The sequence below is a fragment of the Bacteroides sp. AM16-24 genome, assembly GCF_003471885.1.
Lineage (GTDB): Bacteria > Bacteroidota > Bacteroidia > Bacteroidales > Bacteroidaceae > Bacteroides.
Genome location: NZ_QRKI01000022.1, coordinates 67833 through 83690 on the forward strand (window position 1 = coordinate 67833; position 15858 = coordinate 83690).

The 15858-nt window shown below is 42.6% G+C and carries 13 protein-coding genes and 1 tRNA gene; 12 read left to right on the forward strand and 2 right to left on the reverse strand.

Features of this window, described 5'->3' with window-relative positions; genetic code table 11:
• The 11 genes from DW182_RS19805 to DW182_RS19855 all read left to right on the forward strand — a co-directional run bounded on the left by DW182_RS19805 (nt 1) and on the right by DW182_RS19855 (nt 11811).
• Nucleotides 1-513, forward strand: a complete 513-nt coding sequence (locus DW182_RS19805; protein WP_118296576.1) for an ECF transporter S component — start codon at nt 1-3, stop codon at nt 511-513.
• A 19-nt stretch (nt 514-532) separates the two neighbouring features.
• Complete coding sequence (locus DW182_RS19810; protein ID WP_118296577.1) at nt 533-2038, forward strand: 4Fe-4S binding protein; 1506 nt, start codon at nt 533-535, stop codon at nt 2036-2038.
• A 50-nt stretch (nt 2039-2088) separates the two neighbouring features.
• Nucleotides 2089-3477 (forward strand): aldo/keto reductase, encoded by a 1389-nt coding sequence (locus tag DW182_RS19815; protein WP_118296578.1) that lies wholly within the window; start codon nt 2089-2091, stop codon nt 3475-3477.
• Nucleotides 3478-3616: 139 nt separating this feature from the next.
• Nucleotides 3617-4213: a hypothetical protein gene (locus DW182_RS19820; protein ID WP_147400141.1), complete on the forward strand. Its 597-nt coding sequence runs from the start codon at nt 3617-3619 to the stop codon at nt 4211-4213.
• Nucleotides 4214-4263: 50 nt separating this feature from the next.
• Nucleotides 4264-4857: a type 1 glutamine amidotransferase family protein gene (locus DW182_RS19825; protein ID WP_118296580.1), complete on the forward strand. Its 594-nt coding sequence runs from the start codon at nt 4264-4266 to the stop codon at nt 4855-4857.
• 83 nt (nt 4858-4940) lie between these two features.
• Nucleotides 4941-7532 (forward strand): glycoside hydrolase family 3 C-terminal domain-containing protein, encoded by a 2592-nt coding sequence (locus DW182_RS19830; protein ID WP_118296581.1) that lies wholly within the window; start codon nt 4941-4943, stop codon nt 7530-7532.
• Between the two features lie 669 nt (nt 7533-8201).
• The gene (locus DW182_RS19835) at nt 8202-8750 is read left to right on the forward strand and encodes a DUF4738 domain-containing protein (RefSeq protein ID WP_007665571.1); all 549 of its coding nucleotides are present in this window, start codon (nt 8202-8204) and stop codon (nt 8748-8750) included.
• A 47-nt stretch (nt 8751-8797) separates the two neighbouring features.
• Entirely contained in the window at nt 8798-9475 is a 678-nt protein-coding gene (locus DW182_RS19840; RefSeq protein ID WP_118296582.1) for a response regulator transcription factor, read from the forward strand.
• On the forward strand, nt 9472-10761 hold the full coding sequence (locus tag DW182_RS19845; protein ID WP_118296583.1) for a HAMP domain-containing sensor histidine kinase: 1290 nt from the start codon (nt 9472-9474) through the stop codon (nt 10759-10761). The genes DW182_RS19840 and DW182_RS19845 overlap by 4 nt, the downstream gene beginning before the upstream one ends.
• Nucleotides 10762-10858: 97 nt before the next feature.
• Entirely contained in the window at nt 10859-11296 is a 438-nt protein-coding gene (locus tag DW182_RS19850) for a PepSY-like domain-containing protein (RefSeq protein ID WP_007665568.1), read from the forward strand.
• 14 nt (nt 11297-11310) lie between these two features.
• Nucleotides 11311-11811, forward strand: a complete 501-nt coding sequence (locus DW182_RS19855; RefSeq protein WP_118296587.1) for a PepSY-like domain-containing protein — start codon at nt 11311-11313, stop codon at nt 11809-11811.
• A gap of 53 nt (nt 11812-11864) precedes the next feature.
• On the opposite strand, the gene DW182_RS19860 is transcribed toward DW182_RS19855, so the two are convergent.
• Both DW182_RS19860 and DW182_RS19865 read right to left on the reverse strand, forming a co-directional pair.
• On the reverse strand, nt 11865-13082 hold the full coding sequence (locus DW182_RS19860) for an L-serine ammonia-lyase (protein WP_021967632.1): 1218 nt from the start codon (nt 13080-13082) through the stop codon (nt 11865-11867).
• 11 nt (nt 13083-13093) lie between these two features.
• Nucleotides 13094-15619: an endonuclease MutS2 gene (locus DW182_RS19865; RefSeq protein ID WP_115502920.1), complete on the reverse strand. Its 2526-nt coding sequence runs from the start codon at nt 15617-15619 to the stop codon at nt 13094-13096.
• A 114-nt stretch (nt 15620-15733) separates the two neighbouring features.
• On the opposite strand from DW182_RS19865, the gene DW182_RS19870 reads away from it, so the two are divergent.
• A tRNA-Ser gene (locus DW182_RS19870) sits at nt 15734-15818 on the forward strand.
• The last annotated feature ends 40 nt before the right edge of the window (nt 15819-15858 follow it).

The window sequence follows — 15858 nt, forward strand, 5'->3', positions numbered from 1 at the left end:
ATGAAAACAACAACTATCAGACTGTATTCTCTGGATTACGGCAATGTGAAAACGTATTTTGCCGCTGCTCTTTTCATTCTGGGTAATCTGGTTTTGCCACAACTTTGCCATCTTATTCCACAGGGTGGTCTTACTTTGTTACCGATTTATTTCTTTACGCTTATTGCTGCTTATAAATACGGTTGGAAAGTTGGATTGCTGACAGCCGTCTTTTCACCGGTTTTGAACCATCTGCTTTTCGGTATGCCTCCTGCAGGAGTATTGCCGGCCATTCTTTTAAAATCCGTTTTACTGGCAGTGGTTGCCGGATATGCAGCCAATCGTTTTAAACGTATCTCTATTCCTGTTTTAGCATTAGTAGTACTGGCTTATCAGTTTATCGGAACGCTGGGTGAGTGGGCAATGGTAGGCAACCTTGCACTTGCTTTCCAGGATTTCCGCATCGGCATACCAGGAATGGGATTACAGATTCTCGGCGGTTATCTGTTTATCAAGTATTTGGTTTATAAATGATATTCCATAAAATAAAAGTATGTTACGAAAAATCAGACTAACGTTTGCCATATTTTTTTTCGTGCTGATCACGCTTTTGTTTCTCGATTTTACGGGTACATTGCATGCTTGGTTCGGTTGGATGGCTAAAATTCAGTTTTTGCCCGCTTTGTTGGCTTTGAATGTCGGGGTTGTAATAATCCTTATTGCATTGACACTGCTCTTTGGGCGTGTGTATTGTTCCGTAATCTGTCCGTTGGGCGTATTTCAGGATGTAGTTTCATGGTTGGGTAAAAAGCGGAAAAAGAATCGCTATTCGTATTCACCTGCACTTAATTGGTTGCGTTACGGAGTGCTGGGAGTATTTATTCTGGCTCTGATAGGAGGAGTTGGTTCATTGGTTGCCTTACTGGCACCTTATAGTTCGTACGGACGAATAGCTTCTAATCTGTTTGCTCCGGTTTATCAGTGGGGAAACAACCTGCTTGCTCTTTTGGCCGAACGGGCAGATAGCTATATGTTTTATTCTGTAGATGTCTGGATGAAGGCTATGGGAACTTTTGTGATAGCTGTTCTGACATTTGTTATTCTGACTGTGCTGGCCTGGCGCAACGGGCGTACATATTGCAATACAATTTGTCCGGTAGGAACAGTATTGGGATTCTTTTCACGTTTTTCTTTGCTGAAACCGGCAATCGATACGAGTAAATGTAATGGTTGCGGTTTGTGCGCACGCAATTGTAAGGCGGCATGCATTGATTCTAAAAATCATAAAATAGATTATAGCCGCTGTGTGGTTTGTATGGATTGCATCGGTAAATGTAAGAAAGGAGCTATCCGTTATGAGCGTCCTCATAAGGAAGTGCAGAAACCGTTAGCTGCTGAAAAAGTAACTGGTGTGTCACCGGAACAGGTGGACAATGCACGTCGTGCTTTCTTCTCTGCCGGCGCCGTGTTTGCTGCAAGTACATTGCTGAAGGCACAGGAGAAAAAAGTGGATGGTGGATTGGCTGTCATTGAGGATAAGAAAATACCGGAACGGACGACACCTATTGTACCGGCAGGTTCATTGAGTATTCGTAATTTTGCGCAGCATTGTACGGCTTGCCAGCTTTGTGTATCAGTGTGCCCTAACCAGGTTTTACGTCCATCCGGTAATTTGATGACGTTAATGCAGCCGGAGATGTCTTATGAACGTGGTTATTGTCGTCCGGAATGTACCAAGTGCGCTGAGGTATGTCCGGCAGATGCCATCCATCCTATCAGTCCGGCAGATAAATCGTCTATCCAGATCGGTCATGCCGTATGGATCAAGAAGAATTGTGTGCCGTTGACTGATGGAGTAAATTGCGGCAATTGTGCCCGTCATTGCCCGGTAGCGGCGATAGAAATGGTTCCGTCTGAGGTAGATAATCCGGATTCTCCAAAGATTCCGGTTGTCAATGTAGAGCGTTGTATTGGTTGTGGTGCCTGTGAGAATCTTTGTCCGGCACGCCCTTTTAGTGCTATCTATGTGGAGGGACATGAGAGACATCGAGTAATATAAAGGTGGTAATGTGATAGGGTGATAAAGTGATAAATGTTAGAAGAACAGATATGGAAGAACATAATAAAAATATAAACCGTAGGGATTTTCTGAAAATTGTGGGCATCAGTGCCGCTACGACAACGGCTGCTGCTACTCTTTATAGTTGCAAACAGAAGGATGGGGTGATTCCGGGAGGCAGTGCATCGACTCCGGTGCCCACTGATAAGATGACTTACCGTACTTCTGTGGCTCAGAAAGACCGTGTTTCACTTCTGGGTTATGGTTGTATGCGTTGGCCGACAGTTCCTTCGCCGGACGGGAAAGGAGATATAATTGATCAGGATGCTGTGAACGAATTAGTAGATTATGCTATTGCGCACGGTGTGAATTATTTCGATACATCTCCAGTGTATGTACAGGGATGGTCGGAAAAATCTACTGGTATTGCATTAAAACGTCATCCGCGCGAGAAACTGTTTATTGCTACAAAGTTATCTAACTTTAGTAATTATAGCCGTGAAAACTCCATAGCCATGTATCGTAAGTCTTTCGAAGATTTGCAGACAGATTATATCGATTATTATTTGCTGCACTCTATTGGTAATGGTGGAATAGAAGCGTTCAAAGCGCGATATATAGACAATGGTATGATGGAGTTTCTGTTGAAGGAACGGGAGGCTGGACGTATCCGTAATCTGGGATTTTCTTTCCATGGTACAGTGGATACTTATGACTATGCGCTTTCTCTGCATGATGAGGTGAAATGGGATTTTGTACAGATACAGCTTAATTATGTGGACTGGAAACATTCTTCGGGACGTAATGTAAATGCGGACTATCTATATGATGAATTGGTAAAACGTAATATTCCGGCAATCATTATGGAGCCATTGCTGGGTGGAAGATTGTCTAATGTACCTACTCATATTATGACACGTCTTAAGCAGCGTCGTCCGGAAGATAGCGTGGCTTCGTGGGCTTTCCGTTTTGCAGGCTCACCGGAACTAGTGTTGACGGTGTTGAGTGGTATGACGTATATGGAGCATCTTCAGGATAATATCCGTACCTATTCTCCGCTGATTCCTTTGACAGATGATGATAAGGAGTTTCTAGAAGAAACGGCACAATTGATGTTGAAGTACCCTACCGTACCGTGCAATGATTGTAAATACTGTATGCCTTGTCCGTATGGTATTGATATTCCTGCTGTGCTTATACATTATAATAAATGTGTGAATGAGGGGAATGTACCGAAGAGCCAACAAGACGAGAATTACAGAAAGGCACGCCAAGCTTTTCTTGTTGGTTATGACCGTAGTGTGCCACGCCTGCGACAGGCAAATCATTGCATTGGTTGCGATCAATGTTCGCCTCACTGTCCGCAGAGTATTAATATTCCCAGGGAGTTGCGCCGTATTGACGGGTTCGTGGAGCAGTTGAAACAGGAAACGTTGTAGCCCTCCCTACATTGACATTTATAGAAAAATTTTCATCTTTGTAATAAATAGTGGATTGCGCTGATATTGTTGTCATATAGAGACAATGATATCAGCGTTTTTGTTATATTTGCGGCATCGTATGCAAATTTGAAAAAAAATGAAAAAGCTTTTATGTACATTGGCGTTGTTTTTTTTATGCATGACGCCTTTGATAGCGCAAGACACTATCTCAGTATCTTATGAATCGCCTAAAGATGCTTTTGTGCAAAAACTGATGGACTTTCAGGGGATCTTTGGTTTTGATGTTATAGTCAGGACATCTCACAAGAACTTGCCTTATAAGTTGTATATGGTAAGATGTACTGATGGAAAAACAGAAAGGAAGGCTTTGAATGAAGAAATTCCTTGTAAGATGGATAGTGCTCAGCATTTTTATTTCTTTGCACAGGCAGAGTCCGCAGATAGTGTTCATATCGATTGCCAGCATAGAGTAGGAACCATTTTGCATGTTCCTATTGCAACCAAGAGCTGCATTCTGATGGAAACTTTGCCAACTAAAACTTATACGCTGGCAGATCGCATTCCTTTGATGGCTTATACTACCGGGGCAAAATTTAAGATGGATTTCAATGGTCAGACAGTGGATGCTATCAATTTTTGCGAAGTGCGCTATTCCAAAACCCATCCTTCGGAATGGTATGAAAAGTTTAGTATAAAAGATTATATCTATTTTGAACTTGAGTTTCAACCATAAGAAAATAAGATTGCGTGGTTGCATCTTAATTTCGCTGAAAACAGAAAACAATGAAACAGGAAGTCTTATTTCTTCTATTGAATGATTATGCCGATTGGGAAGGTGCATTCCTTTCTATTTCTTTAAATGCCGGAGTGTTACCGGGTAACGAAGTAAAATATATATCAAAGACAGTTGCCCCGACGCTGGATGAAGTTCGTTCTATAGGCGGGTTCCGCACAGTGCCGGATTATAGTTTTCAGACTATGCCTGCCGATTATGCGGCATTGGTTCTGATAGGCGGCATGCAGTGGCAATCACCCGAATCGGAGTTGGTGGTGCCAATTGTGCAGGATGCATTACAGCGTGGCAAGATAGTTGGAGCTATTTGCAATGCTTCTGCCTTTATGGGGGCACATGGCTTTCTGAATAATGTGAAGCATACCAGTAACACACTTCCATATCTGAAACAATTCGCAGGTAGCGCATATACTAATGAAGCCGGATATCAGGAAAAGCAGGCAGTCAGCGATCAGAATATCGTAACTGCCAACGGAACCGGACATTTGGAGTTTACCCGTGAATTATTACTTCTTTTGAATGCTGATACTCCGGAAAGGATTGATGTTGCTTATGATTATTATAAAAATGGCTTTGTGAGGTAACTTTTGTCCTGTATTAAGTTCTTTTTTATGATTCCTTTAATGAGATGGGAGTAATTTTGCTGCTATATTGAATTGAAAAAGGTATGAAAAAAGAATTGAATCTTATTTGCAGTTTGCTTTTATTCTCTGTCACAGTGGCGGGACAAGCAACATGCAAATTCTTGAATCCGGAACTTCCGATAGTGGAAAGAGTAAATGATTTGGTGGGGCGTCTCACGTTAGAGGAAAAGATCTCTCAAATGTTGAATAATGCTCCTGCCATAGATTGGCTGGGAATTCCTGCATATAATTGGTGGAATGAGTGTTTACATGGAGTAGCCAGAAGCCCCTATCCAGTTACTTCTTTCCCTCAAGCCATTGCTATGGCAGCTACCTGGGATACAGAGTCTGTTCATCAAATGGCAGTGTATGCTTCGGATGAAGGACGTGCCATTTATCACGATGCTACCCGGAAAGGGACTCCCGGAATATTCAGAGGATTAACTTACTGGAGTCCGAATATCAATATATTCCGGGACCCGCGTTGGGGGCGGGGACAGGAAACGTATGGCGAAGATCCTTTTTTAACTGCTTCCATTGGTGTTTCATTTGTGAAAGGTCTTCAGGGTGATGATCCGGTTTACCTGAAATCTTCAGCATGTGCTAAACATTATGCAGTACATAGTGGTCCGGAATGGAACCGGCATACGTATGATGCTAAAGTGAATAACCATGATTTGTGGGATACCTATCTTCCGACATTTAAGGAATTGGTGGTCGAAGGAAAAGTGACGGGAGTAATGTGTGCTTATAACTCCTTCTTTGGGCAACCCTGCTGTGGCAATGATCTTTTGATGATGGATATTTTGCGAAATCAGTGGAAGTTTGGCGGCTATGTAACTTCGGATTGCGGGGCTGTTGAAGACTTTTATAATACTCACAAAACACATCAGGATGCAGCAGCAGCCTCTGCGGATGCTGTGTTGCATGGTACAGATTGTGAATGTGGTAATGGAGCTTACCGGGCATTGGCGGATGCCGTTCTCAGAGGATTGATAACAGAAAAGCAGATAGATGAATCTTTGAAGAAATTATTTGAAATCCGTTTCCGGCTGGGTATGTTCGATCCGGATGACCGTGTACCTTATTCAAATATACCTTTATCAGTTCTGGAGTGTGACGCTCATAAAGCTCATGCATTGAAAATGGCTCGTCAGTCTATTGTGTTGCTGAAGAATCAAGATCAGTTGTTGCCTTTGAATAAGAATAAAATAAAGAAGATAGCAGTGGTCGGTCCGAATGCTGATGATAAAAGTGTATTACTTGCTAACTACTATGGTTATCCGTCACATATAACTACAGCACTGGAAGGTATTCAAAAGAAAGTGGGCAATCAGGTGGAAGTGGTCTACGAGAAAGGTGTTAATCTGACTGATGATTTTGTTTTCACCTCAGCTTATGAAGATGCTTTGTTCTGTTATGACGGGCAGCAGGGCTTTAAGGCTGACTATTATCAAAATACGCAGTGGCAAGGAAATCCCGGATTATCTCGTTTGGAAAAGACTGTTGATTATCAGTGGGGAGATGGTCAGGATGTTGGCGATGGCATCATTACCAGGCAGATGTCTGCTGTTTGGAGTACTGTATTTACACCGAAACAGACAGGTGAGGTTTGCTTTGAACTGAAGGCTGATGATAAAGCAGAACTGTATATTGATGGAGTAAAGCAGAATAAAGTTGGAAATATAAACTCATATTATCTGTTGAATGCAGAAAAGGGTAAATCCTATCCGATAGAAATCCGCTATGTTCAACATGCGGATAATGCAGAAATCAAGTTTGATATGGGAATACTTCGGAAGGCTGATTACAAACAAACTGCTGCTGCGGTGAAGGATGCGGATGTGATTATCTTTGTGGGTGGTCTTTCTGCCAAAGTAGAAGGTGAGGAGATGGGGGTGGAAATAGAAGGTTTCAAACGGGGTGACCGGACTTCTATCTCTATTCCTTCCGTGCAGCAAAACTTATTGAGAGAATTATATGCAACCGGTAAGCCAGTCGTTTTTGTTATGATGACAGGAAGTGCTTTAGGACTTGAATGGGAATCTGCCCATCTTCCGGCTATCTTGAATGCATGGTATGGCGGTCAGGCTGGCGGACAAGCTATAGCCGATGTGTTATTTGGAGATTATAATCCTTCAGGACGTTTACCGCTGACCTTCTATAAGAGTGTAAACGATTTGCCTGATTTCGAAGATTACAGCATGGAGAATCGTACTTACCGTTATTTTACAGGAACGCCGGTTTATCCCTTTGGCTATGGATTGAGTTATACGACTTTTCAATATTCCTCTTTGAAATTGCAACCGTCACCGGATAAACGGTCAGTTAAGGTTACAGCAAAAATCACCAATACAGGGAAGATGGAAGGAGAGGAAGTTGCTCAGTTGTATGTTTCCAATCCTCGTGATTTTGTAACTCCGATTCGGGCACTGAAGGGCTTTAAACGGATTAATCTGAAGCCGGGAGAATCACAAACGGTGGAGTTTGTCCTGACATCTAAGGAACTGTCTGTCGTTGATATTTCTGGAAAATCTGTACCCATGAAAGGAAAAGTACAGATATCATTGGGAGGAGGACAACCATCCACTCAGATGATAAAGAGCAAATCATGTGTGCAAGGAGATATTTTATAGTAAGTCCTATTGGGTGTTAACCTTGGTTGACAGGCCTGTTAACTAAGGCTAATGAGCCTGTCAACCAAGGTTAACAGGCCTGTTGACTGAGGTCGACATCTGATAATTCCTATGGCTGAAAGGAATGTTTCTTAGGAGAAAAACAGAACATTCTCTTGTACAAGACAAATTAACACCTTACAATCAGGACAAGACAGTGTGAGAGTAAATCACTAACTCTCACGCTATTTTTTTACTCTCACTCACACTTAATATTCTAATTATCAACGGCTATTTTGAAAAGTGAGAGTAGTGAGAGTAAATTGATGCTAACTTTTAATTGTAGGCTGAATGCGGATTTCTGCCGAAGTGGGAGGAGTCATACCCTCTATCAAAGAGATTGAAATAAAGTTAAGCGGTAGACGGTTTATAACTTTGAAGGCCTGAGACTTATAAAAAACAAACAGAAATATTGTTTTATGTTAAAGCGAAAGGTTCCATTAAACTTTTCGCTTTTATTTTTGTCTTATAAACAACAGGATTCAATAGGTAATATAAAAGAATAAAGAAGGTATTAGTTCAAAAACGGGCGGAGCATTATCCGTCCGTTTTTCATTTATTCCGGCTTTCCCTTGTATTTTTGCCTCTCTTTTCGTTCCTTTGTTCCGTTAATTGTAAACAAATGGCAGAATGAAAAATGTATTTTACTTCTGGATATGTATGGCCGTGTGGCTGTTGTCAGCTTGTTCTTCTCAGAAAAAAGGAGATGGGGAAGATGTGCAGGTATTGATGAAAGACAGTGTGGATGCCAACGGTTTGCAACGTATGCAGGTGTCTGATAGTAAAATGAGTTTTACTTATAATGGTAAGGAGTATCACTCTCATGTGGTTCGTCGTCCGGATGACAGTTTGCCTGTTGTGACGAATGAACAGGGAGAAAAATTTGTAGATAACCGTATTACACTACGTATAACTTCCGGTGGTAAGTCTATTGTGAATAAAGAATTCACGAAAGAGAGTTTTGCTTCATTGGTGGATGCTAAATTCTTAAAACACTCTATTCTTGAAGGCTTGGTGTACGATAAAAACACATCCAAAGGCATGGTTTATGCAGCAAGCATCTGCTATCCGCAGTCCGATCTCTATATTCCATTATCAATAACTGTATCTGCTGATGGCAAGATTTCTATAGCGAAAGAAGAATTACTGGAAGAAGTGTACGAGACGGACAGTATTTGATAAGATATTCCAGAATGTTTCCCAATTTATGAGTTTCCTTTGCCGATATGAAAATCCTGATTGTAGAAGACGAACCGGATTTGCGGGAAACAATCCGCATTTCCCTTTTGAAAGAACATTTCGTAGTGGAAACTGCTGCCGATTATTTTTTGGCGCTGGACAAAGTGAATGACTACGATTATGACTGCATCTTATTGGACATCATGTTGCCCGGTGGAAGTGGTCTGGATTTGTTGCGCGAACTGAAACGACTTCGTCGTAGTGACAGTGTATTGATCATTTCAGCAAAAGATTCCTTGGATGACAAAGTAGAGGGACTGGAATTGGGAGCTGATGATTATCTGACCAAACCTTTCCATCTGGCGGAACTGAATGCGCGGGTAAAATCTGTTATTCGTCGGAGGCAGGCGAAAGGGGATGTTTCCATTACGGTGGGGAATCTGTTGCTTTATCCTGATAAACGGCAAGTGGAGGTCGGGGGAGTGCCTTTGCAACTTAACCGGAAAGAATTCGATTTACTTTATTACTTTATAGTCAACCCAAATCGTGTAATTAATAAAATGAGCCTTGCAGAGTCTGTATGGGGCGATAATATCGATCAGGCAGATTCTTTGGACTTTATTTATTCTCAAGTGAAAAATCTCCGCCGGAAATTGAAACAAGCTGATGCTACCGTGGAACTGAAAGCGGTATATGGTTTTGGCTATAAACTTTCCGAGTCATGAAACTTCTCCATTATACCTACCGAAAGCTCTCGTTACTGCTACTTCTGCTGATGGCTGCATGGGGTGTGTTGTTTTATTATGCCATTATTGATGAAGTGATGGATGAAACGGATGATACGCTTGAAAACTATAGTGAGATATTGATTAATAATGCCTTGATGGACCCGTCTGTTCTTGAAACAGAGGGAACGCTGATGTCTTTTTATAAATTCCGGCCTATATCCGAAGAAGAGGCGGAAGACTACGACGAAAAGTACTATGACTCTACCGTCTATATCGAAAGCGAAGATGAGGATGAACCGGTGCGGGTACTTAAAACAGTTTTCCGCATGCCGGACGGACAGTATTATGAATTGGAGCTGATGATTTCCATTCTGGAACGTGATGATATGGTAGAGGCCATTCTTTGGTATCTGGGAGCACTGTTTTTACTTTTTCTGATTTGTACGTCTATAGGTACACGCCTGATATTGCAAAGTGTGTTCCGCCCGCTGCAGCGCCTGCTGGACTGGTTACAACAAATTCAACCGGGGAAAAAGCTTCCGGTGCTGGATAATCCTACGAAGATACGGGAGTTCCAGCAGTTGGGAGAGGCAGCTGTGGATATGGGAAATCGTAGTTATAAAGCTTATGAAGAACAGAAGCAGTTTATAGAAAATGCTTCGCATGAGTTGCAGACACCACTTGCCATTGTGCGCGGCAAGGTCGAATTACTTGCAGAGAATGAGTCGATGACCGAGCAACAGTTGAAAGAACTGGATGAAATATACGCTACATTGGGTAGGGCGGTCAGATTGAATAAGTCTTTATTGTTGTTGTCCCGCATTGAGAATGGGCAGTATACCGAAACGGAAGATGTATCTGTAGATGAAGTTTTGGATGAACTATTGCCCGATTTGATGGATATATATGAAGGGAAAAAGATACATCTGGTACGTATAAAGGGAGAAGAACCTTTCGTGATCCGGTGTAACTTGTCTCTGACACAGATTCTGGTTTCCAATTTGGTGAAAAACTCCTTAGTACACAATCATGCGGGGGGAGAGTTGTATATTGAAACGACTTCTTCTTCATTGATTATTAAAAATAGTGGTGAACATCCATTGGATGGAGAAAAACTATTCCGGCGTTTCTATCGCAGTATTGACGGAAAAAAAGATTCTACAGGTTTGGGGCTTGCCATTGCCCGTTCTATTGCTATTTCTGCTTCTCTCAGTCTGACTTATAAGTGGCAGGAAGGAATGCATCTGTTTTTGCTTGTTAAAGAATCTGAAAAGAAAAGCTAAAGGCGAATATTCCCAAATCTTTCCCGATTCGCTATCGTTATTTGCAGTGTGAATAAAAACAAGAAATAAATTAGTAACACTTAAAAGAATAACGATTATGAAAAAGATTTTATCTATTCTCGTATTGGCTATCGTGGCCGTTCAGTTCGCTTTTGCAGGTGATGTGATTACCAAAGACGCAAAGGAGCTCCCTTTGAATGCGCGTAACTTTATCAATCAGTATTTCAGTAAACCGCAGATCTCATACATCAAGATAGATAGTGAATTCTTATCTAAGAAGTATGAAGTGACTTTGACTGACCGTACAGAGATTGATTTCGACAAGAAAGGTAACTGGACGGAAGTAGATTGCAAGAAAGGTGCTGTACCTGCCGCCCTTATCCCTGTTTCTATCAAGGACTATGTGAAAAAGAATTTCCCAAATGAAATTATCACCAAGATAGAACGTAAAGGTACAGGTATAGAAGTAGAACTTGCCAATGATTTCTCATTGAAATTTAATAAAAAAGGACAATTCGTCAGTATGGATGATTAATGGAGGGGAAAAAGATGAAGACACGATTTTTAATGTTAGCGATGATGATGTGTATGGCTGCTGTTATGTTCAGTGCATGCAGTGACGACGATGATGATGATAAAAGCATTAATGTTCCTGAGTCTGTGGTACAAGCCCTGAAACAGAAGTATCCGAGTGCGACAGGAATAGAATGGGAACAAAAAGGAACTTATTTTGTGGCTGATTGCTGGTTGGATGGAAAAGAATCAAATATATGGTTTGATCCCAATGCCAATTGGCTGATGACGGAATCGGAAATATTCTGGAATGATCTTCCTGAAGCTGTACAGACTGCATTTGGTAGCGGAGAGTATGCAAACTGGGTACAAGATGATTATTATTTCCTGCTGTATCCATTGCAGCCCATGCAATATGTGATTGAGGTAAAACAGGGAAATCAGAAGTATCAGTTATTCTACTCGGAAGATGGAGGACTGATGAATACGGTGAATGTGACAGGGAAGGATGATACGATTTATCCACCGAAAGTGTGAGAAAGTGACGAGTTGTAACTCGTCACTTAATTTTAGCGCTATGCACTAAATTATCATTCTCCCATTGGCCGATAATCCTTGGCCAATCCGCCTTCACTGGTTTCTTTGTAGAGTGATGGCAAATCGTTTCCGGTCTCTTTCATTACTTCTACAACTTTGTCGAAGGATACACGATGCATGCCATCAGTAAAAGAAGAATAAAGGTTGGCGTCCAGTGCGCGGGCGGCAGCGTATGCATTGCGTTCAATGCAAGGAATTTGAACTAATCCGCATACCGGGTCGCAAGTCATGCCGAGGTGATGTTCCAGACCCATTTCGGCTGCATACTCTATTTGTGCAGGACTACCACCAAATAATTGGTTGGCAGCAGCTGAGGCCATTGCACAGGCTACGCCTACTTCTCCCTGACATCCTACTTCTGCTCCTGAAATGGATGCATTGGTCTTTACGATATTTCCTACAAGACCGGCTGTGGCAAGCGCACGAAGGATTCGGGTATCACTGAAATCACGGCTTTTAGCAAGATGATATAATACTGCCGGCATCACACCGCAAGAACCACAAGTAGGGGCGGTAACTATTGTTCCTCCTGAGGCGTTCTCTTCACTTACGGCAAGGGCATAGGAAAATACCAATCCGCGAGATTGCAAAGACTGCTTGTATCCGCTGGCACGTATATAATAAGTAGAGGCTTTGCGGCGTAAGTTCAATGGACCGGGCAGTACACCTTCTTGCTCCAATCCGCGGCGAACGGCTGCTTGCATGGTTTTCCAGACTTCTTGCAGGTAATCCCATATATCTTCTTCCTCACACTCCTTGACGTATTCCCAGTAACTTCTTCCGGTCTTTTCGCACCATTGTAGAATCTCCATCATGTGATTCATATCATAGATATCCGGGGTGTTGACAGATGATGCACCATCATTTTCTTCAGCCAGCGCACCACCGCCTACACTGAATACTGTCCATGCATCAGTCTCTTTTCCCGAAGCATCCAATGAAACGAATTTCATGCCATTGGGATGGAAAGGTAGAAATATTTTGGGTTCCCAAATAATTTCTACCGGAGCGGCTGGCTGCAGGGTATCGGTAATGGCTATGTTAGTCATGTGTCCCTTTCCTGTGGCAGCTAGGCTACCGTATAAGGTCACTTTAAATGAGGAAGCTTCCGGATGTTTTTCCAGAAAGATCTCAGCAGCTTTACGGGGCCCCATTGTATGGCTGCTTGATGGCCCTGTACCGATACGGTAGAGTTCTTTGATTGATTTCATAATTATTTTATTTATAGGTCAACTACTGTAATTCCTGCACCACCAAACTGCACATGTTCGTCGGCAAAATGTTTGATACCTGGAACTGTTTGCAGATATTGCCGGATGAGGGTACGCAAAATACCCGTACCTGTTCCGTGAAGGATACGTACGCGTGACATACCTACAAGGATGGCATCATCAATAAAGTAGGTTACTGCCTGTAGAGCTTCGTCACCACGCATGCCGCGTACATCAATGTCTTGCTTGAAGTTCAATTTCTTTTCGTACATGCTGTCTTGGGTTTGATTGCTGACAAAGGTACTCTTAGTAGAGTTGTCCACCTTTTGTGGGGCGGAATTTGTGCGCTCCAATCGTTCCAGCTTAACAGTGGTTTTGATACTGCCAAAAGCAATAATGGCATTTTTGCCATTTACTTCCAATACTTCGCCCACCGAGCTTTGGCCTTTTATCTTTACCATAGCTCCCGGGGCAATGCTTGCCAGGCGTTCAGCTTCCTGTTTGGCTTTTTGGGCAGCCAGTTCCTGAGCTGAAAGAGTGTTGTTTGTATCTTTATTCTTCTTTTCTTTTTTCCGGTTCTGCTTTTCCTGCAATTTTTGCATTTTGAGTGCTATCTTCTCCTCTTGTTCTTTAGAGGCAAGAGCTTCCATCGATTCACGGAACTTGGTCAGTTCCTGACGTGCCTGGCGGGTTTTCTCTTTTTCAGCCTGTGCTTCCTTAATGGTGCGGATGGTGTTTTCAATCCGTGCATTGGCTTCCTGTACCAGCTGTTCTGCTTCTTCTTTAGCTTTACGGATAATCTCTTTGCGGGATTTCTGCAGGTCTTCCATTTCTGCCTGATAGCGGGAGATGGTATCTTCCATGTGTTTTTCACGCTGGCGGATAGTCTGACGTTTGCCTTCCCAGTATCGTTTATCGCGTACAATATCTTGCAGATACTTATCGGCATTAATATATTCGCTACCCACAATTTCGGATGCATCTGCAATCACATCTTCCGGAAGACCGATCTTTCGGGCTATCTCTACGGCAAATGAACTTCCGGGATTACCTATCTGAAGTTGGAAAAGTGCCTGCATCAGGTGGCGGTCGTACAACATGGCTCCATTCACTACTCCTTCATGGTCTTCGGCAAAGTGCTTCAGATTCTGGTAGTGAGTAGTAATAACACCGAACGTCAGCTTTTGGTTGAAACGTTTCAGTACGGCTTCGGCGATGGCGCCACCGATTTGTGGCTCGGTTCCACCACCAAATTCATCTATAAGGATGAGACTGCGTTCATTGCAATTCTTCATCATTATCTTCATGTTGGTGAGATGTGAAGAGTAAGTACTCAGATCATCTTCAATGGACTGTTCGTCGCCTATATCGATGAATATACTGCTGAAGATACCGGCATGGCTACGTTCGTGCATAGGAACGAGCATACCACATTGCAACATATATTGCAACAATCCCACTGTCTTGAGGCAAACAGACTTACCACCCGCATTGGGACCGGATATAATAAGGATACGCTGCTTTTCAGTCAATTCAATATCGAGCGGAACTACTTTCTTATCATGTTTGGCAAGGGAAAGTTGCAGCAACGGGTGTACAGCCATAGTCCAATCCAGTAACTGCGTATTTTCCAGTGCAGGTTTTATACCAGATATTTGTAGGGAAAACAAGCTCTTGGCACGGATAAAGTCTATCTCTGCAAGGAATTCATAAGACTGCAATACATCGGGAATGGAAGGGCGCAACAGGTTAGAGAATTCTATCAGGATACGGATAATTTCCCTACGCTCATCCCCTTCCAGTTCGCGGATACGGTTATTGGCTTCTACTACTTCGGCAGGTTCTATAAATACGGTTTTTCCACTTGCTGATTCGTCATGTACGATACCTTTAATCTTTCGTTTTAATCCCGGAGCAACCGGAATTACCAGACGGCCATCGCGCATGGTCGGGGTAACGTCTTTATCTACTACACCTTCAGACTGGGCATTGCGTAAGATGCTGTTCAGAGAACGGGATATGCTGTTCATGGTGTTCGCCAGTTCACGACGAATACGTGCCAGTTCGGAAGAAGCATTATCTTTTATCTTTCCATAAGGTGAAAGTATATTGTTTATCTTCTGAATCAGCTGCGGAAATGCCAATATATCCTTGGCGAGGTTCCGGAGACAAGGGTAGGGGGAGTCTTCTCCTTCTATGTCATCCTTTTCTAAAAAACGCACGATGTCCCGTATCGTTTCCAACGAACGGCGCAAGTCGAAAAGTTCCTGCTCATCCAGGTACATTCCTTCTATGCGTATTCGTTTCAGTGACGTACGGACGTCGAAAAAATATTGTGCGGGGAAGTTATCTTCCTCCTGTATGATGCGTACGAACTCTGTAACGAGGTTCAAGCGTTCCTCTACTTCTTCAAAATGGTCGGAGAACGTCATATCGGCTACGCGTTCGGCGCCTAATGTACTGAGGCATTTTTCACTCAGCAGCTGGCGTATTTGGTCGAAACCTATTTTAGGTTCAAAGTTCTGTGGATATATCATGTTGCAAAAGTACGATTAATTCGTGAAAAAAATGGCAGGAAGTTTGTAGATTTAAAAATGATTTGTACCTTTGCACCGCTTTAAGAGAAAAGCACTTCTTGAAAGAGGAGTTTTGGAGAGGTGGCAGAGTGGTCGATTGCGGCGGTCTTGAAAACCGTTGTACTGCGAGGTACCCGGGGTTCGAATCCCTGTCTCTCCGCTGGAAAGAATTGCAAAATAAAGAAAATCCCTGTAAATTA